We start from the raw sequence: 22,239 nt of genomic DNA on the forward strand, positions 1-22,239 counted from the left end.
GGATTATTTCAATGTCACTTCAGAAAATGGTCGCCGCCCATCCGCAAGTCGATGACGCCACCGAAGAACTGATCCTGGCCGCACGGCACGCGATGCTGTGCTCGCTGTTCTGCACCAGCTGCGCGGATGCCTGCGTGGCTGAAGACATGGACATGACGCAATGCGTCCGCAACTGTCTCGACTGCGCCGATGTCTGCACCGCCACCGCCCGCCTGGCCGTGCGTCGTACCGCTCAGGATATCGGCATTCTGCGCGCGCAGATCGAGGTGTGTATCAAGGCCTGTGACCACTGCGCCGACGAGTGCGAGAAGCATGATAACGAACATTGCCGGATGTGCGCCAAGATGTGCCGCGAATGTGCAGACGATTGCCGCAAGGCGCTGCCGCTTATCAAGTAATGGGTTTTCTCCAGCGCGGTGATACACTGTGCCGGTGATGCCAAGATTTCGCAGCTTTCTCGCGCTCGGCGCGGCTGACAGGCTTGCCTTGCTGGAGGCGATGGCGGAGCTAGCTTTGGCCGCCGTGCTCGTGCGGGGGGTGCCGCCGCGGCGTTGGCGTGCGCGTTTCGGGCAGACTGTGACGCAGGACACCCATGCCGATATTAGCACCGTTCGCCGGGTCAGGCTGGCGATTGCGCGCGCGCATCGGACCATCCCGACTGCCCCCAATTGCCTGCCTCAAGCGCTTGCTGCCAAACGCATGCTGGCTCGCCGTGGGATTACGACATCACTCTTTCTTGGCACCGAAAGCGATGGGGCGGGTGTGCGGCACTTCCATGCCTGGCTGAAAGCGGGGCCCGAGTGGGTAACCGGCCAGTGCGACGAAGCGCGTTACACAGTGTTTTCGCCGCCGGAACACGGCAGCGCCTGAGGCCCCCTTGCGCGGCTTCGTCAAGCCTGTCATCGGACTGCCAGACACAGGAGACGACATGGCCGGAATGGTGCCCTTCAGCTGGGATGATCCCTTCAACCTCGAAGACCAGCTGAACGAAGACGAACGCATGATCCGCGACGCCGCGCATAGTTTTGCGCAGAGCGAGCTGCAACCCCGCGTGATCAAAGGATTCTCCCAAGAGCTGGACGCGCCAGAGCTGTTCCCGCTGATGGGCCGCGCCGGATTGCTGGGCGCGACAATTCCCGAGGAATATGGCGGCGCCGCTGCCGGCTACGTCGCATACGGGTTGATCGCGCGCGAGATCGAGCGGGTGGATTCGGGATATCGGTCGATGGCCTCGGTCCAGTCCAGTCTCGTGATGTATCCAATCCATGCCTATGGTTCAGAAGAACAGCGCCGCAAGTATCTGCCCGGGCTGGCTTCGGGCGAATTGATCGGCTGTTTCGGCCTGACCGAACCAGATGCCGGTTCAGACCCCGGCTCGATGAAGACTTTCGCCAAGCAGGATGGCGATGGCTATATTCTCAACGGCTCGAAAACCTGGATTTCCAATTCGCCCTTCGCCGATGTGTTCGTGATCTGGGCGAAGAGCGAGGCGCATGGCGGCGGGATCCGCGGCTTTGTCCTCGACAAGGGCATGAAAGGGCTGTCCGCGCCAAAGATCGAAGGCAAGATTTCGCTGCGCGCCAGCACCACCGGCATGATCGTGATGGATGATGTGAAGGTCGGCGCCGATGCTCTGCTGCCCGAAGTTCAGGGCCTGAAGGGTCCATTCGGCTGCCTCAACCGGGCGCGTTACGGCATTAGCTGGGGCGCGCTGGGCGCTGCCGAATTCTGTATGCACGCGGCCCGCCAATATGGCCTTGATCGCAAGCAGTTTGGCGTACCGCTCGCCAGCAAGCAGATTTACCAGCTCAAGCTGGCCAATATGATGACCGATATCGGCATGGGGCTGCAATGCTCCCTGCGCGTCGGGCGGCTGATGGACGAAGGCAAATTCGCGCCCGAGATGATTTCCATCGTTAAACGCAACAATGTCGGCAAAGCCCTCGAAATTGCGCGCCACGCCCGCGATATGCATGGCGGCAACGGTATTTCTGAGGAGTATCAGGTGATCCGCCACATGGTGAACCTGGAAACGGTCAACACTTATGAGGGCACGCATGATGTCCATGCGTTGATTCTGGGCCGCGCGATTACGGGAATTCCGGCATTCTGATGAAGCTCCACGGCTACTTCCGCAGTTCGACCACCTATCGGATGAGGATCGCCCTCAATCTGAAAGGGCTGGATTACGAGGTCGTACCAGTGAACCTGCTACATTCGGAGCAGAAGGATGCAGCTTTCACCAGCCGCAATGCCTTTGGCAGCGTGCCGATGCTGGAGGCGGGCGGGCGTGACCGCGCGCAGTCGATGGCCATGCTCGAATGGCTGGACGAGGCCTATCCCGAGCGGCCCCTGATGCCCGCCGGTATCGAAGATCGCTACACGGCGCGCGAACTGGCCTATGCCATCGCGACCGAACTGCACGCGCCGCTCAACCTGCCGGTCCTGAAATATCTGAAAGATCCGCTGGGCCATGATCAGGACACGGTCAGTACGTGGTATCGCCACTGGCTGGCCCGCACGCTTGACCCGCTGGAGGCGCGGCTGGCGCAGCTTGGCACTGGCGATTTCCTGTTCGCCGCACCCGGTTTTTTTGAAGCTGTGCTGTTGCCGCAAGTGTACAATGCCCGACGTTTTACCTTCGATTTCAGCAATAAGCCGCACATCTCCCGGATAGAATCCGCCTGCCTCACCATGAGCGAATTTCAGCGCGCCAATCCTGACAACCAACCCGACAATCCCGAGTTTTCGGGCCATGAGAGGAATCCTACATGAAGCTTGCCACCCTCAACGACGGAACGCGCGACGGAAAACTGGTGGTCGTTTCCAAGGATCTGACCCGGTATTGCGCCGCCGACAATATCGCGCCCACTTTGCAGGCGGCGCTGGACGACTGGGCCAATCTGGCCCCCCGGCTTGAGGCGCTGTACACTGATGTCGAGCATCAGGCCGTCCCGTGCGAACGTTTTCACGAGCGAGAGGCGCACTCGCCCTTGCCGCGTGCCTATCAATGGGCCGATGGCTCCGCCTATATCAACCACGTTGAACTGGTGCGCAAAGCGCGCGGTGCCGAGGTGCCTGAGAGCTTTTACCACGACCCGCTGATGTATCAGGGCGGCAGCGATAAATTCCTGCCGCCGCGTGACGATATCCCGCTGGCCGACACCGCCTGGGGCTGTGACATGGAAGGCGAGATCGCGGTCATTACCGACGATGTGCCGCAGGGCGTATCGAAAGAGGATGCGGCTGATCACATCAAGCTGGTAATGCTGGTCAATGACGTATCGCTGCGCGGTCTGATCCCGGGCGAACTGGCCAAGGGGTTCGGATTTTTCCAATCCAAGCCCGCCAGCGCATTCTCACCCGTTGCCGTCACCCCTGATGAACTGGGCGATGCGTGGCAGGGCAATGTCATCCATTTGCCACTGATGGTCGATTACAATGGCGAGCCGTTTGGACGCGCCGATGCCGGGACCGACGCAACGTTCAGCCTCGCAGATCTGGTCGCCCATGCGGCCAAAACCCGCATATTGGGCGCAGGCACAATCATCGGTTCGGGAACGGTTTCGAACCAGGGCGCCGATGGCGATCCGGGCAAGCCGGTCAGCGAAGGCGGGCTGGGATACAGCTGCATCGCTGAAATCCGCATGATCGAAACCATCGCCAGTGGTGAGGCAACCACCCGCTTCATGCAGCCGGGCGATACTGTCCGGGTAGAAATGAAAGACAAGGATGGCCATTCGATCTTCGGCGCGATCGAACAGAAAGTTGTCGAGGCCTGAGCACCGCACGCCCCCTCGCCGGCAAGCGCATCGGGCTGCTGTCGGCTTGGGCAAGCCGCGCTAATGGCGGCGTTTTTGAAGCCATAGCCGCGCAGGCTGAACTGCTGCGCGGGATGGACGCGCAGCCCGTGGTCATTGCGGTGCGCGACGCTGCGCATGCCGATGATGCTTGGCGGCTGGAAGGCTGCGAAACTTTGCTGGCGGAGCCATCCGGGCCGGGGTTTCTGGCCTACTCCTCCGGCCTGTCTGACCTGCTCGCCAATGCGCGGCTCGATCTGCTGCACCTCCACGGTATCTGGCAATATCCCAGCCACGCGGCGGCGCGCTGGGCGCGGGCCACTGGTCGCCCGCTGGTGATCAGTCCGCACGGGATGCTGGCCCCATGGATCACTCAGCACAATGCGTGGAAGAAGCATCTGGGACGCCTGCTGTGGGAACGGCGCGCCTGGCGGCGGTCAGCGGCGTTGCACGCGCTGACCCAGGCGGAGGCGCAGGATATTGCGCATGAAACCGGCGGAGCGCGGATCGCGATCATCCCCAACGTCGCGCCCGCCCCTTCATCGCCGCCAACCGGACCGCGTCCGCCGGTCGCGCTTTATCTGGGGCGCATCCATGAGAAGAAGAATATAGCGGCCTTGATCGCCGGGTGGCTGGCGGCGCAGCCCGACCTTCCCGAAGGAGCCATGCTGACCATCGCCGGGTGGGGCGATGACGAGGGGATCGCGATGCTCGAACAGGCGATGGCGGGCGATCACACGTCAATCGAGTTCGTCGGCGCAGCCTTTGGCTCGCAGAAAGCGGCGCTGTTTGATATCGCGCGGTTCTGTGTACTGCCCTCGCTCAGCGAAGGTTTGCCAATGGTGGTGCTGGAGGCATGGGCGGCGGGCGTGCCGACGATCATGAGCGAGCACTGCCATCTGCCCGAAGGTTTTGCCGCTGGCGCAGCCTTGCGCTGCGGCACGGAGAGCGACGACATCCGCGCCGCACTGGTGGCAGGTTTTGCGCATGATGACGGCGAATGGCAGGCGATGTCAGACGCGGCGCAGAGCGTGGCACAGGGCAGTTTCGGTGCGCCTCAGGTGCAGTCGCATTGGGAGGCGCTTTATGCGCAGCTCATCGGGCCGCAGCGCTAATTCCCATCGATCCGCAGATCATCCACGGTCAAAGCGCCCTCGCCAGGCCGCATCCACAGCCCCAGCACTTCATTGGCGCAACCCTTGGCATCGATCCGCTGACCGCTTGCCGCGATGGCCCCTGACACATTGCTGGGCCGCTCGGGATGGCCGCAGCCGAGTGTGGCCACCAGCAGCGCAGGCTTAAGGCCGGTAACACTGCCCGTCACAGTATGAGCGCCTTGCGTCAGCGCCACGGGCTGAGAGAGCACCAGCCGCGTCACGCTGGAGCGATTGGCCAGCTCTATCATCCGCTCCTTGCCGCCAACCGGGGAGACGCGAACATCGCCCGCGCCGTGACGCTGCCAGCCGAAGGGACCGGATTCGTCGCTGGCGAACTTGTCGAAGCCGGGATCGGACAGCGCCCCCGCCGTTGCGCCTGCCGGACAATGGACCTGCCACAGCGCCTCGGCCTCACCGCGATAGGCCCGCGATGATAGCGCGCGGACCATCGGCAGCACCCGCTCGCACCCCAGTTCAGGCACCCCGGCACTGCGGCTGGCGAGAAACCGAGCGCGCGCGCGGAGCATTTCTACATCGCCCGCATAGCCGGACAGATAGGCTTCGGCCCAGGCCGGTCCGCTGCGCAGCCGTTCTGCCAATGCCCGCCGGCCGTCTTCGCGTGCCTCCAGCATTCCAAGGAAGGTCTGCGCCGCCTCAGAACGCGGATTGGCGCGCAGGATCGCATCCAGCCTCAGCGCCGCCGCCGCGATGCGGTCTTCGCGCAGATCGCGGTCAAACCAATAGGCCTGCGTGATCATCTCGCGCCAGCCCAGCTTGGCCGCGGCCCGGAAAGCGGCATCCCCGCCGTCACCGCCAGCGCTGCTGTCCAGAGCGGCAACAGCGCCAAGAAATGCCGGACCACGCGGATCAAGCGGGTCGCGCTTAGTGGCCGCGCGGGCCTGCCGTTCCGCCTCTGGAAAATCGCCGCGCGTCAGCGCGCTGGCGGCCAGCGAACGTGCGGCGCTGACCCGGAAAGTGTCGGGGATCAGGCGGATCGCACCGGGTTCATGCTGGCTATAGCGGTCGAGGCCCGACGCCAGCACCAGCAACACGAACAGCAGGATCGCAAACCCGGCCACCCCGGCACGGATGCGCCCGCCGGTCATGCCGATGCGCCCTGCTCGCCCCCGGCATATTGGTAATAATCATAGCCGTAATAGGCTGAATAACGATTGCCCGAACGGGTGGGATCAAACTTCGTCAGCACCGCGCCAAGGATCACCGGCTCCATCGTCCGTAGGCGGCGCAATGCCGCCTTGAGCGCGCCGCTACGGCCCCGTTCCGCCTCGACCACGAACACCGTGCCATCGGCAATCGCCGCCAGCATCGGCGCATCGGCCAGACCCAGAACCGGCGGGCTGTCGACGACGATCACGTCATAGGTTTCGCTCAGCTGTTCAAGCAATTGCGCCATGCGCGGCGATGACAGCAGTTCCGACGGGCTTGGCGGCAGCGGGCCGGATGCCAGCAGATCGACACCGCCCTCGCTTAGCGGTACGATAACCCCCGCCGGATCGTCTTGCGAAATCAGCAAATCGGTCAGTCCGCGCTCGGGGCGATGGTCCGCAAATTTGTGCAGCGCCGGACGGCGAAGATCGGCGTCTATCAACAGCGGCTTCATGCCAATCCGCGCGAACCCCTCGGCCAGTGCGTAGCTGGTGGTGCTCTTACCCTCATGCGCTTGCGCACTGGTGACCACCATGATGCGGGGCAGCCCGCGCGGCGTGGAATACAGCAGCGCCCCGCGCAGCGAATTGTATGCCTCGGCAATGGGCGTCTTGGGGCTCGCCATAGCTTCCAGCGGGTCGCCGTCTTCCGAACGTGGCACCACGCCCAGCAACGACAGCCCCAGCTTGTCTTCGACATCTTCGGGCGTGTGGATGACATCGTCGAGTTGATCGCGCAGGAACACCGCAATTGCCGCCGCCGCCAGACCAATCAACAGACCCAGCGCCAGATTGCGCGGCAGGTTCGGCGACGATGGCGAGGTCGGCGTTTCGGCCTTGTCGATTATCGAGATATTGCTCGACGCGATGCCGGCAGAGGCATTGAGTTCACGGTACCGTTGCAGCAGCCCGTCATAGATCGAACGCGCAGTGTCGGCTTCACGCGCCAGCACATTGTAGCGCACCGACTGGTCCTGTTCCGCCAGCGTATCGCCGCGCGCCTGACGCACTTGGGTATCGAGACGCGCCTCGGATGCCTGCGCCGCGGTGTATTCCGCACGAATGGAATCGCGCACCTGCGCGGCGGTGCGGTTGAGCTGCGCGGTGGTGGTCGATACATCGCTTTCCAGCCGCGCCACGGCGGGATGGCCCGGCAGATAGCGTTCCCGCGCGGATTGCAGCTGGCTTTCCAGTTCGGCCTTGCGCGTCATCAGCGATTGGACGGTCGGATTTTCGATCACCACGCGCGAGGACATCAGCGGCGCACCGCGCACCGCTTCCCAGCGTGATTGGGCCGCAATCCTGTCAGCCCGGGCCGCGATGGCCGCATCGTTCAACTGCAGCAGACTGGAAGAGGTCATCGTTCCGGCAGCCACGTCGCGCGAACTGGGCGCAAAAGTATCACGGGTGCGGATCAGCCCGACCGATTTGGCGTAATCGTTCAGCTCACGCTCCGACTGTTCAAGCGAACCGCGCGCCTCCTCAAGCTGCTCGGCCACAAAATTGCGCGCGTAGGATGTGCTGTCGAAGCGCCGCTGCAGATTGGCTTGAATAAATTCAGCGGCAAAGGCATCGGCCACGCTGGCGGACATACCCGGATCGGTGCTGGTGAAGCCAATCGCGGCAATGCGCGTCGAACGCGGCAGATCGATCTGCATATTGCCCCGCAGCAGCGCAATCGCCGTGTCGCGTTTCTGCCGCGCGTCGCCAGTCACCGCGCCCGGCGGGATTTCCATCGATGCGAAGAAGCGTTCGTTATTGGCCAGATCCAGCGCGTCGGCGACCCGCTCTGCCAGCCCGCGGCTGCGCAAAATATCGAGCTGGGTGTTGAGAAAGCGGTCAACGTCCCAGTCACTGGGGGGCGCAATGCTGCCTTCGAAATCCTTGCCCAGCACTTCATCGCTCTGGTCATTGATCTGAACGCTGGTGGTGGCGGTGTAACGCGGCGTGTCGAGCATGGTCGACACCAGCGCGATGGCCACGGCGGCACCGACAATCGCCAGCGCCATCCAGAAATGGCGCCGCAGTGCCGACAGCGCATGGCGGATGTTGGCGCTGATCGGGTTCTCACCGGCCGAAACATAGGCCGCCGAATAGCGTTGGCGCGGGGTCAACTGCGGGCCATCGGGGGCCGGGAGCGAGGGGCTTTCCGCGTTCATGGATAGGGCCTGAAAACACCGAGGACAGGGATTGCGCGGATCGCATCGACAAACAGCCCGCGCACTGATGAATAGCCAACCACGATCGTGTCACCCGGCAACAATGCGACATCGGGCATTCGTCCGCCGCGGATCGCCTGCAAATCGAACCGGCCCGCCACCCTCTCACCGCCCGCAGTGCGGAAGATCATGATCTGGTCGAGCGAGGCAGTTTCCGTCGGGCTGCGTGCCAGCGCCAGCGCGGTCAGCAGAGTCTGGCCCTGAACATATGGGAACACGCCGGGAATCTCGACCTCACCCTCGACAGCGATGGTTTGCACGCGGCCTTTCTTGACCAGCACCGATACGCGGGGATCGCGCAGATAGGCGGCGGCATAGGCCGCCTCGATATCGCGCGACAATTCGCTGGCCGTGCGGCCCGCCACGCGCACATCGCCGATTAGCGGCAGGCTGATTACGCCTGCGTTATCGACCACGATCTCGTCCACCGACAAGGCTGCTTCGTCAAACACGCGCACTGAAATGACATCACCAGCACCCAGCGCATAGCGCGGCACGGGAAGCGTGGCGGGATCGACGGCGATGGCGGTATATCCCGCCTCCCCCGCAGGAACGACCGGATTGAGCCGCGATTGACACGCGCCCAGTAAGGCAAGCGATGACAGCAGCATTGCGCCGCGCATCAGTCTTGTCGTGGATCGAATACCAGTCATGCTTCCGCGCCCATAGTGTGTTCGGCCGATCCCCGGCTGGGCCTTGTGCCCAGCAATCCGGCCGCGACCCCCGCCAGACACGCTATTGCCATGTTACGCAGCGGATAATCAACGATGGAATGCAGTGCGATTACAACCAACGTACCCAGCGCGAAGATCGCATTGATGCGCGCCTCGCCCTCTGCTGCCAGCGCGCGGCGGGCGAGCAGGAACAGCAGGATCGCCCCCGCGACCAATACCAAGGGGGCGAGCAGTCCGGCCTCAAGCAGGAATTCCAGATAGTCGTTGTGCGCGCGGTTGGGGAATGTGGGGTCAACCACTTCGATCCGTTCAGCGGGTAGGAACGCGGTAACGAAGGTGCCGAGACCGCTGCCTGCGGGCCAATAGGTTTGCAGCGCGAACAGCGTATCGGTCCACAATTCCTGGCGGAAATCCTTCACCGCATCGAACCGCGCGGCCACGCCCGCCAAGCGCACATTCGACGCCAGCACATAGGGCAGCGCCAGCAATGCCGCGAACAGGGCCGCAGCGCCCAGCGCAGCGCGGCGAACCAGCGTGCCCAGCCCGCTCCCCTTCAACATCGCCAGCTGGACCAGCATGGCGACCGGGATCAAAGCGATCCCCGCGCGTGAGCCGGTCAGAACGGCGGCAATCAGCAACAGCGCCTGCAAAGCCAGCAGCACGATGACCGAGCTTTGCTGGCGCGGCAGGCTGGCTGGGCGGGTGGCGAACCATGCGGTCAGCGCCATCGCCCCGATCAGCAAGGCATCTGCCGCAGCGTTGCGATTGGCGTGGAAGGCAGTCAGCCAGCCGCGATGGCTTTTCTCGTAAAGTCTAAAAGCATCAGCCCCGCCCGCAATTTGCAAGGCTCCCAACGCCGCGCCGGCAATCGCAATTGCGCCAATGACCAGCAGCAGGAACCGGCGATCGCGCTGGCCCAAGGTCGCAGTCGCCAGCATCACCCCGAGCGCTGGGATCAGAGCGAGCAGCCCGGCGAGTGTGTGGTAAGGTGCCAGCGAGATTGGCCGCCAACTATCCGCCTCGCCCACCAGCGCCAGCGTTTGCATTTCAAGCGCGCGGCCCGGAAGCGATTGCCACAGTGTAGGCGGTAGCGGGATCAATTGGAGCAGCGGGATCAACGCGAGCATTGCGGCCAATGCCAGCAATTCGCGCGGGATCGTGCCCACCCGCGTGCGCCGCTGGGGTGCCCACATCAGCCATGCGATAACTGCAACGGCGAAAGTCAGCTGCACCAGGATTTCCGCCGCTGCACTGGGCGATCCGCCGCCGCCCAGCACCATGGCCACGCCCAGAAAACCGGCGACTATGCCGCCGTAACGCGTGCCTGGCAGGCGCGATCGCAATCCGAGCATACCTCACCCCCTCATCACGCCATAACCCTAACGGCTGCGCCTCCGGCGGCAAGGGCGCGGCGGGACTATCCCCCGCCCCCTTGCTTCACCGTTGCTGCCCCGGCGCTGCAACGCGCCTACATCGAGCGGGCGATAATCATCTTCATGATCTCGTTGGAGCCGCCGAAAATGCGGGTGATGCGGCTGTCGCGGTACATTTTCGCAATGGAATATTCGTTGATGTAACCCCACCCGCCATGCAGTTGCAGGCATTTGTCGACCACTTCGCCCTGCAATTCGGTAATCCAGTATTTGGCGATGGAGGCGGTGGTGACATCCAGCTCGCCGCGTAGCAGTTTGGCAATGCAGTCGTTGAGGAAGACCTTGGCCGCCGTTCCCCGCGCCTTGAGATCGGCGAGCACGAATTGCGTGTTCTGGAAATCCCAGATGGTCTGCCCGAACGCCTTGCGCTCCTTCACATATTCGACAGTGGTATCCAGCGCCTTCTCGATGGTTTTCATCGCGCCGACCGCGATCACCAGCCGTTCCTGCGGCAATTCGCCCATCAGCTGGTAGAAGCCCTTGCCCTCTTCGCCGCCCAGCACGCTGTCACCCGGCAGGAACACATCGTCGAAGAACAGTTCGGACGTGTCGGCGGCATCCAGCCCGATCTTGTCGAGCTTCTTGCCGCGCCGGAAGCCTTCCGCACCCTTGGTTTCCATGCACATCAGGCTGATACCCTTGGCGCGCGCTTTGGGATCGGTCTTGGCGACCACCACTACGAAATTTGCCAGCTGGCCCGATGAAATAAACGTCTTGGCTCCGTTTAGGCGGTAGCCATTGCCGTCCTTGGTCGCTGTGGTCGCGATGCTTTGCAGATCTGACCCCACGCCCGGCTCGGTCATGGCGATAGCCGAAATCAGCTCGCCGGATACCAGCCGGGGCAGCCAGCGCTGCTTCTGCTCCTCGGTCCCGTGGCGCACCAGATAAGGCAGGATGATGACATTGTGCAGTGATGCGGCAAAGCCGTCGACGCCCTTTTCCGCCTGCTGGTCGAGCACCACCAGATCATGCCGGAAATCGCCGCCGTGGCCGCCATATTCCTCGGGCACAGTCATGCCCAGGATGCCCGCTGCCCCGGCTTCCTGCCAGAATTCAACGTCCACTTGCCCTTCGTCGCGCCATTTCTCGACGCGCTTGGCCGGGGCGTGCTGGTCATAGAACTTGCCCACCGCATCCTTGAAGATCGCGATTTCTTCGTCTTCCATGAACTCGGGCTGCGGAACGTCGATGACCGGCATTGCGGGTATCCTCTCAGGGTATTCGGGAAATGATTGCGGGCTGGATCGTGCCTATTTGCCCTGCCATTTGGGTGCGCGCTTTTCGGCAAAGGCTGCGGAGCCTTCGCGGGCATCTTCGCTGACAAAAACAGGCGCGATAAGCTGTGTCTGGCGGGCATAGCGTTCGTCCATCGGCCAAGCGCGCGATTCGCGCATGATCTGTTTGGAAACCCGCACGGCCAGCGGGCCATTGGCGACGATCTTGGCCGCGAGTTCCTTCGCCGCATCCAGCGCCGGACCGTCAACCACGCGGTTGATCATCCCCAATTCGTAAGCGCGCTGCGCGCCGATAAACTCGCCGGTCAGCGCCAGCTCCATCGCAATCCGTTCGGGGATTTGATCGGGCAACATCATCACGCCGCCCGCCGCCGCGACCAGCCCGCGCTTGACCTCGGGAATACCGAATTTTGCCGCCACGTTCGCCACCACCAGATCGCAAGCGATCATCAGTTCAAGCCCGCCGGCCAGTGCATAGCCTTCAACCGCAGCAATCAGCGGTTTCTGCGGCGGCTTCTGCACGATCCCGCCAAAGCCGCGCCCTTCGACGCTGGGCGATTCGCCGCGCAGGAAGCCTTTCAGGTCCATGCCCGAACAGAAAGTACCGCCCGCCCCGGTCAGGATGCCGACGCGCAATGTGTCATCGCTGTCGAGCCGGTCCATCGCCGCAGCGATCCCTTCGGCAGCAGCTTTGGACATGGCATTCTTGGCCTCGGGCCGGTTAATCGTGACGACCAGAATGCCGTTCTCTTCGCTCGTCAGGACTTCTTCGCTCACCGGGCAACTCCCATTGCAGATTGAAACTTGTCTTGCGCCATTGCTGCGCGAGCCTTACGCATACGTCAACCGCCAATTCTCAGAATCTTCAATGTACCGAGAGGAAACCCGCCATGACCCAAGCTTATATTATCGATGCCGTCCGCACCCCGCGCGGGATTGGCAAGCAGGGCAAAGGCTCGCTGGCGCATATGCACCCGCAGCATCTCGCCGCCACTGTGCTGCGCGCTCTGAAAGACCGCAACGGACTGGACACGGCGACGATCGACGATGTGATCTGGTCGGTCAGCACGCAGGACGGGACGCAGGCAGGCGATCTGGGCCGCATGGCCGCGCTCGATGCGGGCTATGACGTCACCAGTTCAGGCACAACGCTCGACCGGTTCTGCGGCGGCGGAATTACCTCGGTCGCATTGGCAGCGGCGCAGGTGATGTCGGGCATGGAAGATTGCGTCATCGCCGGCGGGACCGAGATGATGAGCCTGACCGGGCAATTGATGCGCGAGAAGATGGGCGCCGGGATCAAGCCGCCGATAATGGGCAGCCACAATGACCGCTTGCAGCAGGTCCACCCACAATCGCACCAGGGCATTTGCGGCGATGCGATTGCGACGATGGAAGGCTTCACCCGTGAAGAGCTGGACGAGGTCGGATATCGCAGCCAGCAGCGCGCCGCACATGCGATCACGGAAGGGCGCTTTGCCAAATCGCTGGTTCCCGTGACGGACGAGGCGGGGACGGTGGTACTGGAGCGCGAGGAATATCCGCGCCCGGAAACCACTCGCGAGGGGCTTGCTGGACTGGAGCCTGCCTTCGCCAAGATCGCCGATATGCCGCTGGACGCCAGTGGCACCACATTTCGCGGCTTGGTGAACCGCAAATATCCCGATCTCGAAATTCAGAACTTCCACCATGCGGGCAACAGCTCCGGCGTGGTCGATGGGGCCGCCGGAGTGCTGGTGACCTCAGCCGATTACGCGCGCAAACATGGCCTGAAGCCCCGCGCGCGCATCGTGGCCACTGCCAATATGGGCGATGATCCCACGCTGATGCTCAATGCCCCGGTCCCGGCAGCGAAAAAGGTTCTGGCCAAGGCCGGGCTGACCAAGGACGACATCGATCTGTTCGAAATTAACGAGGCTTTTGCCGTGGTCGCAGCCAAATTCGTACGCGATCTCGATCTCGATTGGGACAAGGTCAACGTCAATGGCGGATCCATTGCGCTGGGCCACCCCATCGGCGCGACCGGCTCGATCCTGATCGGGACCATCGTCGATGAATTGGAGCGTCAGGACAAGCGTTACGGCCTGGTCACGATGTGCGCCGCCGGCGGGATGGCACCGGCAATTATCGTCGAGCGGGTCGACGATTTCGTGGACTGAGCAGGCGCTCTATTCGGCGGGCTGGGGCTTGGGAACTTCGTTCCCGGCCGCATCTTCCGCCTTGAAGCCCCAACTGACCGAACTCCACGCCCGTTCGTGGAAGTAATACAGCACCAGCTTAGTCAGCACTTCGGTGGTGGCGATAGCGCCCGCCGCCTTGGGGCTGCCGGTGAAAAACCAGCTGAGCAGAAAGGTGTCGATACTACCCAGAATGCGCCAGCTCGCCGCCTTGGCGAACGAACGGCTGTGCGCCTCACGGCCACGAAACAACAACATGTCTGTCAGATCCCCTTGCCCGCAGTTTTAGCGGAAGATGGCGCGAAAGCCATCATTTAAGCGGGAGGATCTTCTTGATGATGTAATCGGCGGCTTCCTGCGGGCTCATCTGCACAGTGCTGACGCGGATTTCGGGGCTTTCGGGTTCTTCATACGGGCTGTCGATCCCGGTGAAGTTCTTGAGCTCGCCCGCGCGGGCTTTCTTGTACAGGCCCTTCACATCGCGCTGCTCCGCCACTTCCAGCGGGGTGTCGACATGGATCTCGATGAACTCGTGATCTTCCAGCATATCGCGCACCAGCTTGCGATCGGCCCGGAAGGGGCTGATGAACGCGGTCAGCACGATCAGACCGGCATCGGTCATCAGCTTGGCAACCTCGCCGATCCGGCGGATATTTTCGATCCGGTCGCTTTCGGTGAAGCCCAGGTCCTTGTTCAGGCCGTGACGGACATTGTCCCCATCGAGCAGGAAGGTGTGGCGGTTCATGATCGCCAACTGCTTTTCCACCTCATTCGCGATAGTCGATTTGCCCGAACCGGAAAGCCCGGTAAACCACAGCACGCGCGGGGTCTGGTTCTTCATTTCCGCGTGATGCTGGCGCGTGATGTCGCTGGCCTGCCAGTGAACATTCTGCGCCCGGCGCAGGCTGAAGTGCAGCATCCCTGCGCCAACCGTACGATTGGTGATCTTGTCGATCAGGATATAGCCGCCCAGCGAGCGATTTTCGGTATAGGGTGCGAACACTATCCGCTTGTCCGTGGTCAATTCCGCCACACCGATGGAATTGAGTTCGAGCGTCTTGGCAGCAAGATGCTGCATCGTGTTGACGTTGATCTCGTATTTCGGCTCCGCAATTGTCACCGAAACCATCTGCGTGCCCAGCTTCATCCAATAGGCGCGGCCCACCACCAGCGGGTCTTCGTCCATCCAGACGATGGTGCTTTCAAACTGGTCGGCAACTTCGGGAGGGTTGTCGGCAGCGGCCAGCACATCCCCGCGCGAGCAGTCGATTTCATCCACCAGCGTGACGGTGACCGATTGACCGGCAATCGCGCTGTCCAGATTGCCGTCCATCGTGACAACCGATTTGACCGTGCTGGTCTTGCCTGAGGGCAGCGAGCGAACCGTGTCGCCCGGCTTGACTGAACCCGTGGCGATCAGGCCTGAGAAACCGCGGAAGTCGAGATTGGGGCGATTGACCCACTGCACCGGCATGCTGAATGCCTTGGCGGCGTTGACATCGCTGCGCACTTCGACCTGCTCGAGATGTTCGATCAGCGTGGGGCCATCGTACCAGCTGGTATTTTCGGACTGGCTGGTGATGTTGTCCCCGGCCAGGCCCGACATCGGGATGGCAGTGAAGTTTTCGATCCCGATGCTGTCAGCAAATTCCTTGTAATCGGCGACAATGGCATCGAACTGCGCCTGATCGTAATCGATCAGATCCATCTTGTTGACCGCCAGCACAAGGTTCTTGATGCCAAGCTGATGGCACAGGAAACTGTGGCGGCGCGTCTGGACCAGCACGCCCTTGCGCGCATCGATCAGGATGGCGGCAAGATCGGCGGTCGAAGCGCCGGTGACCATATTGCGGGTATATTGTTCGTGGCCGGGGCAATCGGCGACGATGAACTTGCGCTTCTCGGTTGCGAAAAAGCGGTAAGCCACATCAATAGTGATGCCCTGCTCGCGTTCGGCAGCCAGACCATCGACCAGCAATGCGAAATCGATTTCCTGACCCTGCGTGCCAACCCGCTTGGAATCGCTTTCCAGCGTCGCCAGCTGATCTTCGAAGATCATCTTGGAATCGTACAGCAACCGCCCGATCAATGTGGATTTGCCGTCATCGACACTACCGCAGGTGATGAAGCGCAGCATGGTCTTGTGCTGATGCGTTTCCAGATAGGCGTCGATGTCCTCGGCGATGAGCGCGTCGGTCTGATAAATCGGCTCCGACATCAGAAGTACCCTTCCTGCTTTTTCTTTTCCATCGAGGCGTCACCGGAATCCTTGTCGATCACCCGGCCCTGCCGTTCGGAGGTCGTGGTCAGGAGCATCTCCTGAATGATTTCGGGAAGCGTTGCCGCTTCGCTTTCCACCGCGCCGGTCAGTGGGAAGCAGCCCAGCGTGCGGAAGCGGATGGAGCGTTCGGTGATTTCCGGGCGGTGGCCCATGACTTTCTCAAGCCGCTCCAGATCGTCGGCCATGAACAGGCCGCCGTCATATTCGAAAGTTGGCCGCTTGGCCGAGAAATACAGTGGTACGATCTCGATATCTTCGAGGTGGATGTACTGCCAGATATCCAGCTCGGTCCAGTTGGACAGCGGGAAAATTCGGATGCTCTCGGCTTTGGCCTTTTTGGCGTTGTAGATGTTCCACAGCTCGGGCCGCTGGTTCTTCGGGTCCCAGCCGTGGGTGGCGGTGCGGAAGGAGAAAATGCGCTCTTTCGCGCGGCTCTTTTCCTCATCGCGCCGCGCGCCGCCAAAGGCCGCATCGAAGCCATATTTGTCGAGCGCCTGCTTCAGCCCTTCGGTCTTCCACATATCGGTGTGTAGCGGTCCGTGATCGAACGGATTGATCCCGCGCTCATGCGCTTCGGGGTTCTGGTAAACCAGCAGTTCCATCCCCGCATCCTGCGCCGCTTTTTCGCGCAGCTTGTACATTTCCTGGAATTTCCAGGTCGTATCGACATGCAGCAGGGCAAAGGGCGGCGGCGAGGGATAAAACGCCTTCTTGGCAAGGTGCAGCATCACGGCGCTATCCTTGCCAACCGAATACAGCATGACCGGATTTTCGGCCTCGGACACCACTTCGCGCATGATGTGGATGCTCTCGGCTTCAAGCCGCTGGAGATGAGTGAGGGTCATGGGGGTGCAGTCTCAACGTTTTGGCGTTCGGGTCGGGCGCTTTACGCGGTTCGCAAGCGACCGATTGGACAGGACCGACAAAGCCGGGCCCGCATAGCGGTCCGATAGGAAATTTTGCCGCATCGCACAATGACTTTGCGGCACTTCAGTAGTGGACGATGACTGCGCGACGAATGCGCGGCTCAAAGCCCCAGCTTGATCCCCGCCCACAGGGTGCGCGGTGCGCCCAGATCAATCGAGCCCTCCTGATTGCGCGTAAGGATCGCCTGATCGGTCAGGTTCTCGCCGCGCAGGACCAGCGCAATCTGGCTGGACAGCGGCACCTGCACATAAGCGCCCAGCGTCGTCACAGCTGGCAGCACATCACTTTCCAGATCATCTTCGAATTGCGCGCCAGTATGCCGCACCGTCGCGGCAAGCAGCCAGTTCTCGCTCGGACGATAGCTGATTGTTGCGCCGCCTGCCCAGCGCGGCGTCTGTGCAGGCCGGTTACCGTTGAGTGCAGCGGCAAAGCCCGATCCTTGCGCAGCGGCATCGGTATAGGCCAGCGATCCATCGAAGCGCAGAGCACCAAAGCGCACACCGGCACTTACCTCGATACCGCGTGCGCGGATCGCGTCGATATTCTGGCGCTGGCGCAGGTTTGTGGCCACGGTAACATTGGCGACGGCATCTTTGACGCGGTTGTCGAAGGCGGTCAGCGACAGGTCCAATGCCGCATCAGGCGCATAATTGATTCCCGCTTCAAAGCCCTCCAGCCGCTCGTTTCGAAGCGCGGCATTGGCCTGCGTAACCACCGGAAACACCACAAATGGGCGGTACAATTCATTGAGCGTTGGCAGGCGCAGTCCGGTATAGGCAGCCCCGCGCAATTGCAGTCCTCCGCCCAGCCGGACCAGCACACCGCCGCGCAGTGACCCCGCCCAACCAGCACGGTCGGCATAGCGCTCTTCCCGCACCAACACGCCAGCCGCGTCCCGTTCGGCGTAAAAGCCGCTGCGGATTGTGTAGCGGTCGGCACGCGCGCCTGCGGTCATAGTAACCGGACCGATGCTCCAGTCGTCTTCGATATACAGCCCAAAATCGGTGTTGGTCCCGCCTGCATTGCGCCGCGCGGTGACTGTACCGCTAAAGGCGCTGATCGCGGTTTCGAACAGTTCGCCATCGGCGCGGCGGTGATCCGCGCCCAGCCGCAACACGTGTGCACTGCCGATGGGCGGGCGCAATTCCAGCTTGCCGCCCAGCCCGGTCGACGGCGTATTGCGCTGATCCAGCACGGGCACAAAGCGGCTGGAGGAAATAACAGTGTTGGTGAAATTGCGCGCCTGAAGGTAGGCCAGCATGTCGAATTGCCAATCGCCGCGCCCGACCAGACGCAGGCTGGCGTCCTGCCCGGTGCTCGAACTGTCGGCGCCGTCAAACCGCAGCGTGCGGTGGTCATCATAGATCAGACCGCGCGCCTGCAATTCCACAGTATCCGTCAGCGGCGCGACCCCGCGTGTTTGCACGGACCAGCTATTATAGGCCGCGCGGACGCTGGCGGGGACTCGGTCCACAAGCGGCGTAGTGAAGAAGCCCGGCCCGCGATCCCACCGACCCGAAATGACAGCAAAACCGCCCCCCAGCGCACCTGCCGCCGCGGCGCTGGCTTCGCTGCCGCCGCGATCATTCACCAGCGCCTTACCACTGAGCGGCCCCAGCGTTTCAGCATCGGCGCTGGTCAGCTCAATCGTCCCAGCCAGCGCGCCTGCTCCGAACGGTCCTGATCCGCCGCCACGGGTAATCCGGGCAGAGGCCAGTCGTTCTGGGGCAATCGCGTTGAAGGGAATGAAACCGAAAAAAGGATCCCCCATTGGTACCCCGTCCAGCAGCACCAGCGCGCGACTGCTGGCGTTACCGCCCAGCGCGCGCAGCGTGGCGCCCTGCGCCGAAGGGTTGGCGGAACGGCTGTCCGAACGGCGGAATTGCTGGAAGCCCGCCACGGTCGCCAGTGCATCCTCGATCCGGCCTGATGGCACGTTGACCAATTGCTCGCGGCTGATGTCCTGCGTGTCATACGCCGGTGCTGCGGGGGTGTCCGCCAGCCCGTTGCCCGTGACAATGATGACCGGCTCCGCAGTATCAGCATCGCTATCCTGCGCGCATAGCGGCGTGGCCACACCAATCATCAGCCCGGCAAGCGGTATGGCGAAGGATATCTGTCTCATGGATTGGCGAACCCGCTCTCTTCTCAATCGGCAAGTGTCGCCAGCGGCGATACCTTGCGCGGGAGGTAGGGTTTAACCGTCCAGTCTGCAAACGCTGCGCACTGCGCAGTTTTGCTTGAGCCGCCTTAAAACAGGAAGAAATCTGCTGTGTGAAGAGCTTCGGCAGGCTGGGTCAGGTCAATTGCAATGTCGGCAACGCCCGCACCTTCCTTGGGCTGCGCTGCGGAAGTGTTGGCAGCGACGAAGATGTCCCCTGCGGTCAGATTGGTGCCAGCTTCCAACGTGGCGAACAGGACCTGATCCGCGCCCCCAACACCGTCAGCATCATAAAACAGATTGCCAGTGTCTTTGTCATAGATGATCCGGTCATCAGCATCGGCGGCGGATGTACCGCGGTGGAAGGCGCTCGCGTCGAGCACGCCAGCCCCGCTAATCCCGCTGAAAACAGACAGGTCTAGCTCAAGCGTATCGCCACCCCCCCTGCGGAAATCGGTGATGTGATCAACATTGGCAGCGGTCAGTGCAGCGTCGAAAATGAACACGTCAGCGCCGCCGTTTCGGTCAGAACATCGGTTCCGACACCTCCGTTGATGCGGTCCGCACCACCGCCAGCTATCAGCTGGTCGACACCAGACCCGCCGATCAGAATATCCGCACCCCGGCCGCCATACAGGCTGTCATTACCGCTTCCGCCATCAAGAAAATCGTTGTTATTACCTCCGAGTAATTCGTCATCTTGGCCTTCGCCATACAAGACATCCTCGCCGTCACCGCCGAGCAGTCGGTCGTTTCCATTGCCGCCTAGAAGCGTGTCTACCCCAGCATCGCCTTGCAGATAATCGTCCCCAAGTCCGCCGATCAGATGATCATTACCATTATTGCCGAGCAGCCGGTCGTTTCCGACCCCACCATCGAGCGTATCATTGCCATTGCCACCATTGAGCAAGTCGATTTGACCGCCACCGTCAAGAGTATCATTGGCATCGCCGCCGCGAAGGGTATCAGCGCCGCCGCCGCCGATAAGGTTATCGCGGCCACCGCCGCCAATCAGGGTATCTGCACCGCCCAGACCAGCCAGGGTATCATTCCCGTCGCCGCCGTTCAGTTCATTGTCCTGACCATTACCCGAAAGCGTGTCGGCGAATCCTGTCCCGACGACACCTTCTATACCGGACAGAATATCGCCATCGGCCTCGCCGCCGCTGGCAGTGGCGGTCGCCAGATCGATCACGACGGCTGCCGAAGACCCTGCATAGCTGATGGTGTCGAAGCCCAAGCCGCCAATCAGCGTGTCTGCGCCGAGTCCGCCGATCAGTGTGTCGTCGCCATCGCGCCCGACCAGCGTATCATCGCCAAGCCCGCCGTCCAGGACATTGGCCTGGGCATCGCCGCGCAGAATATCGTTATTCGCGCCGCCAACAATATTTTCAAACTCGAAAATCGTGTCTGTGCCGACATTCAGGCCATTGCTCTGCACGCTCTGCTCAAGATCGACCACGACGCGGCGCAGAACTGACGCGAAAGAGAGTGTGTCGGTCCCTGCGCCGCCATACAATCTGTCATCGCCGAAACCGCCGTCGATGATGTCGTCACCGGTGTCGCCATAAATCGTATCATCGCCATCATCGCCAAACAGCGTGTCGTTATCGGCCTGACCCTGAATGTAGTCGTTCCCCGCGCCGCCGTGAATTTCGTCGTCGCCGGCGTTGCCGTTTAAGGAATCGTCGCCGTCACCGCCATCGATGTAATCCCGGCCACCGGCGTGAGTTGTGCCGTTGAGGTCCTGGTCACCAGATATGACATCATTGTCGGCACCGCCGTACAAAGTGTCAGCCCCGGCACCGCCGTAAATGTAATCGATACCAAAACCGCCATCGATGGTGTCATTACCGTTGCCGCCATCGAGGGTGTCGCCATCTTCATTGCCGAAGATCACATCGTGACCCCCGTCGCCTCTTATCTGGTCCGAACCGGTTCCGCCTTCGAGATGGTCGTGGCCATTGCCGCCGGAAATGGCATCGTCGCCGCCATTGCCGCGAATGATGTCATCTCCATTCCCTCCCAGCAGGATTGGCGCGGTACGGGTATTTACAGTTGTGCGGTCATCACCTTCGCCGCCCTCAATAATATCATTGCCCGAACCGCCGTCGATATAGTCGACCCCGCCAAGCCCGCTCAGCGTATCATTGCCGCGCCCGCCATAGATATGGTCGTCGCCATCGGTGCCGGTCAGTGTGTCATCGCCATCGGTGCCATTGACCGCGACGAAGGTGACATCGGCAAAGCTGGCTTCGTCGATGGCCACATCGCCGGTCAGGCGGATGACCCAATCACTGGCATCCAGCACCGCATTAGCGTTGCGATCCACAATTATATAAGTGTTTTCAGCATCACGGGTGGTGAAAACCTGCACGAAGCGTGGCTCCCCGGTACCGGGCAGCGACGCGCCGATCTGGATGCTATCGATCCCGATTTCACCGGAGAACAGCATCGAGGCGCGGCCATATGGAGTGTCCGGCGCGTAAAAGCCGTAATACGGGTCGGCAAAACCGCGACTGATGCCGCCGCCGACCCCGACGCCATAGAATTCGATGCGGTCGCCTTCTGCTGCATTGAAGTCGGTGATCGTGTCCATATCATCCACGCGCGCCATCTCATGGATGATGAACCGGTCGGCACTTGTCCCGCCGGTCGCCGTCTGATTGCCGCCGAAATAGGTGGTCACACCATTGGCGTAGGTGGGATGTGTCCGTCGTCAGATAATTTGAGACATTAGGCAGTTTAAAACAGGTGAGTGTTTGGGCTCATCTGGTTGGTTGATATTATGCGGCAAGCTTGCGGTGTTGCAAGCGCCTTTGTTCGATGGTTTTGCGTTTGATCCTTTCGCGCTGTTTGATGGTGGCTTCTGCCCTGCCGAAGTAGGCGTCGGCAGGTGTGACGTTTTTCAGGCTCTCGTGATAGCGCTGGTGGTTGTAATGCTCGACGAACGCCTCGATCTGGGTTTCAAGGTCGCCCGGCAGGAAGTAGTTTTCCAGCAATATCCGG

20 protein-coding genes are annotated in these 22,239 nt (G+C 61.9%); 7 read left to right on the plus strand and 13 right to left on the minus strand.

Features of this window, described 5'->3' with window-relative positions; genetic code table 11:
• Positions 1 to 11: 11 nt before the first annotated feature.
• The 6 genes from FEV51_RS04440 to FEV51_RS04465 all read left to right on the plus strand — a co-directional run bounded on the left by FEV51_RS04440 (position 12) and on the right by FEV51_RS04465 (position 4,915).
• Positions 12 to 398, plus strand: a complete 387-nt coding sequence (locus tag FEV51_RS04440) for a four-helix bundle copper-binding protein (RefSeq protein WP_138616226.1) — start codon at positions 12 to 14, stop codon at positions 396 to 398.
• A gap of 37 nt (positions 399 to 435) precedes the next feature.
• Complete coding sequence (locus FEV51_RS04445; RefSeq protein WP_138616228.1) at positions 436 to 870, plus strand: lasso peptide biosynthesis B2 protein; 435 nt, start codon at positions 436 to 438, stop codon at positions 868 to 870.
• A 67-nt stretch (positions 871 to 937) separates the two neighbouring features.
• On the plus strand, positions 938 to 2,113 hold the full coding sequence (locus FEV51_RS04450) for an acyl-CoA dehydrogenase (RefSeq protein WP_138616429.1): 1,176 nt from the start codon (positions 938 to 940) through the stop codon (positions 2,111 to 2,113).
• The gene (maiA, locus tag FEV51_RS04455) at positions 2,113 to 2,775 is read left to right on the plus strand and encodes a maleylacetoacetate isomerase (protein ID WP_138616230.1); all 663 of its coding nucleotides are present in this window, start codon (positions 2,113 to 2,115) and stop codon (positions 2,773 to 2,775) included. Before FEV51_RS04450 ends, maiA begins: the two co-directional genes overlap by 1 nt.
• Entirely contained in the window at positions 2,772 to 3,782 is a 1,011-nt protein-coding gene (locus FEV51_RS04460) for a fumarylacetoacetate hydrolase family protein (RefSeq protein WP_138616232.1), read from the plus strand. Before maiA ends, FEV51_RS04460 begins: the two co-directional genes overlap by 4 nt.
• A 38-nt stretch (positions 3,783 to 3,820) precedes the next feature.
• Positions 3,821 to 4,915: a glycosyltransferase gene (locus FEV51_RS04465; RefSeq protein ID WP_281281594.1), complete on the plus strand. Its 1,095-nt coding sequence runs from the start codon at positions 3,821 to 3,823 to the stop codon at positions 4,913 to 4,915.
• On the opposite strand, the gene FEV51_RS04470 is transcribed toward FEV51_RS04465, so the two are convergent.
• From FEV51_RS04470 to FEV51_RS04495, 6 genes are all read right to left on the minus strand, one after another.
• A complete protein-coding gene (locus FEV51_RS04470; protein ID WP_138616236.1) occupies positions 4,912 to 6,063 on the minus strand; it encodes a hypothetical protein in 1,152 nt (383 codons plus the stop codon). The genes FEV51_RS04465 and FEV51_RS04470 overlap by 4 nt on opposite strands.
• Positions 6,060 to 8,282 (minus strand): GumC family protein, encoded by a 2,223-nt coding sequence (locus tag FEV51_RS04475; protein ID WP_138616238.1) that lies wholly within the window; start codon positions 8,280 to 8,282, stop codon positions 6,060 to 6,062. Before FEV51_RS04475 ends, FEV51_RS04470 begins: the two co-directional genes overlap by 4 nt.
• Entirely contained in the window at positions 8,279 to 8,965 is a 687-nt protein-coding gene (locus FEV51_RS04480; protein WP_171033031.1) for a polysaccharide biosynthesis/export family protein, read from the minus strand. Before FEV51_RS04480 ends, FEV51_RS04475 begins: the two co-directional genes overlap by 4 nt.
• A gap of 26 nt (positions 8,966 to 8,991) precedes the next feature.
• Positions 8,992 to 10,368 carry an O-antigen ligase family protein gene (locus tag FEV51_RS04485; RefSeq protein WP_138616241.1) on the minus strand — a complete coding sequence of 459 codons (1,377 nt, stop codon included), beginning with the start codon at positions 10,366 to 10,368 and terminating at the stop codon, positions 8,992 to 8,994.
• A gap of 116 nt (positions 10,369 to 10,484) precedes the next feature.
• Complete coding sequence (locus FEV51_RS04490) at positions 10,485 to 11,648, minus strand: acyl-CoA dehydrogenase family protein (protein ID WP_138616243.1); 1,164 nt, start codon at positions 11,646 to 11,648, stop codon at positions 10,485 to 10,487.
• Positions 11,649 to 11,699: 51 nt separating this feature from the next.
• Positions 11,700 to 12,461, minus strand: a complete 762-nt coding sequence (locus FEV51_RS04495) for a crotonase/enoyl-CoA hydratase family protein (protein ID WP_138616245.1) — start codon at positions 12,459 to 12,461, stop codon at positions 11,700 to 11,702.
• 113 nt (positions 12,462 to 12,574) lie between these two features.
• Here FEV51_RS04495 and FEV51_RS04500 point away from each other — a divergent pair, with 113 nt between their 5' ends.
• Complete coding sequence (locus tag FEV51_RS04500; protein ID WP_138616247.1) at positions 12,575 to 13,843, plus strand: acetyl-CoA C-acetyltransferase; 1,269 nt, start codon at positions 12,575 to 12,577, stop codon at positions 13,841 to 13,843.
• 9 nt (positions 13,844 to 13,852) lie between these two features.
• Here FEV51_RS04500 and FEV51_RS04505 read toward each other — a convergent pair whose 3' ends face one another.
• The 7 genes from FEV51_RS04505 to FEV51_RS04535 all read right to left on the minus strand — a co-directional run.
• On the minus strand, positions 13,853 to 14,119 hold the full coding sequence (locus FEV51_RS04505) for a DUF2061 domain-containing protein (protein WP_138616249.1): 267 nt from the start codon (positions 14,117 to 14,119) through the stop codon (positions 13,853 to 13,855).
• A gap of 52 nt (positions 14,120 to 14,171) precedes the next feature.
• Entirely contained in the window at positions 14,172 to 16,079 is a 1,908-nt protein-coding gene (gene cysN / locus FEV51_RS04510) for a sulfate adenylyltransferase subunit CysN (protein ID WP_138616251.1), read from the minus strand.
• Complete coding sequence (gene cysD / locus FEV51_RS04515) at positions 16,079 to 16,987, minus strand: sulfate adenylyltransferase subunit CysD (RefSeq protein ID WP_138616253.1); 909 nt, start codon at positions 16,985 to 16,987, stop codon at positions 16,079 to 16,081. The genes cysN and cysD overlap by 1 nt, the downstream gene beginning before the upstream one ends.
• A 182-nt stretch (positions 16,988 to 17,169) precedes the next feature.
• Positions 17,170 to 19,194: a TonB-dependent receptor plug domain-containing protein gene (locus FEV51_RS04520; RefSeq protein WP_171033032.1), complete on the minus strand. Its 2,025-nt coding sequence runs from the start codon at positions 19,192 to 19,194 to the stop codon at positions 17,170 to 17,172.
• 125 nt (positions 19,195 to 19,319) lie between these two features.
• Entirely contained in the window at positions 19,320 to 19,736 is a 417-nt protein-coding gene (locus FEV51_RS04525; protein ID WP_138616255.1) for a hypothetical protein, read from the minus strand.
• Positions 19,712 to 21,919: a calcium-binding protein gene (locus tag FEV51_RS04530; protein WP_138616257.1), complete on the minus strand. Its 2,208-nt coding sequence runs from the start codon at positions 21,917 to 21,919 to the stop codon at positions 19,712 to 19,714. The genes FEV51_RS04525 and FEV51_RS04530 overlap by 25 nt, the downstream gene beginning before the upstream one ends.
• A gap of 97 nt (positions 21,920 to 22,016) precedes the next feature.
• Positions 22,017 to 22,239 (minus strand): integrase core domain-containing protein (locus FEV51_RS04535; protein ID WP_138616259.1); only part of this gene is annotated, 223 nt, incomplete at its 5' end.

This window comes from Qipengyuania marisflavi, assembly GCF_005884405.1.
GTDB classification, from domain to species: Bacteria; Pseudomonadota; Alphaproteobacteria; order Sphingomonadales; family Sphingomonadaceae; genus Qipengyuania; species Qipengyuania marisflavi.

What these genes read in the sequence shown, in the direction of transcription:
- FEV51_RS04505 (WP_138616249.1), bottom strand. Translation starts at nt 14,119, where the DNA reads ATGTTGTTGTTTCGTGGCCGTGAGGCGCACAGCCGTTCGTTCGCCAAG.
- FEV51_RS04440 (WP_138616226.1), top strand. Translation starts at nt 12, where the DNA reads ATGTCACTTCAGAAAATGGTCGCCGCCCATCCGCAAGTCGATGACGCC.
- cysN (WP_138616251.1), bottom strand. Translation starts at nt 16,079, where the DNA reads ATGTCGGAGCCGATTTATCAGACCGACGCGCTCATCGCCGAGGACATC.
- FEV51_RS04480 (WP_171033031.1), bottom strand. Translation starts at nt 8,965, where the DNA reads ATGCGCGGCGCAATGCTGCTGTCATCGCTTGCCTTACTGGGCGCGTGT.
- FEV51_RS04475 (WP_138616238.1), bottom strand. Translation starts at nt 8,282, where the DNA reads ATGAACGCGGAAAGCCCCTCGCTCCCGGCCCCCGATGGCCCGCAGTTG.
- FEV51_RS04485 (WP_138616241.1), bottom strand. Translation starts at nt 10,368, where the DNA reads ATGCTCGGATTGCGATCGCGCCTGCCAGGCACGCGTTACGGCGGCATA.
- FEV51_RS04445 (WP_138616228.1), top strand. Translation starts at nt 436, where the DNA reads ATGCCAAGATTTCGCAGCTTTCTCGCGCTCGGCGCGGCTGACAGGCTT.
- FEV51_RS04490 (WP_138616243.1), bottom strand. Translation starts at nt 11,648, where the DNA reads ATGCCGGTCATCGACGTTCCGCAGCCCGAGTTCATGGAAGACGAAGAA.
- FEV51_RS04470 (WP_138616236.1), bottom strand. Translation starts at nt 6,063, where the DNA reads ATGACCGGCGGGCGCATCCGTGCCGGGGTGGCCGGGTTTGCGATCCTG.
- cysD (WP_138616253.1), bottom strand. Translation starts at nt 16,987, where the DNA reads ATGACCCTCACTCATCTCCAGCGGCTTGAAGCCGAGAGCATCCACATC.
- FEV51_RS04460 (WP_138616232.1), top strand. Translation starts at nt 2,772, where the DNA reads ATGAAGCTTGCCACCCTCAACGACGGAACGCGCGACGGAAAACTGGTG.
- FEV51_RS04500 (WP_138616247.1), top strand. Translation starts at nt 12,575, where the DNA reads ATGACCCAAGCTTATATTATCGATGCCGTCCGCACCCCGCGCGGGATT.
- maiA (WP_138616230.1), top strand. Translation starts at nt 2,113, where the DNA reads ATGAAGCTCCACGGCTACTTCCGCAGTTCGACCACCTATCGGATGAGG.
- FEV51_RS04520 (WP_171033032.1), bottom strand. Translation starts at nt 19,194, where the DNA reads ATGAGACAGATATCCTTCGCCATACCGCTTGCCGGGCTGATGATTGGT.
- FEV51_RS04450 (WP_138616429.1), top strand. Translation starts at nt 938, where the DNA reads ATGGTGCCCTTCAGCTGGGATGATCCCTTCAACCTCGAAGACCAGCTG.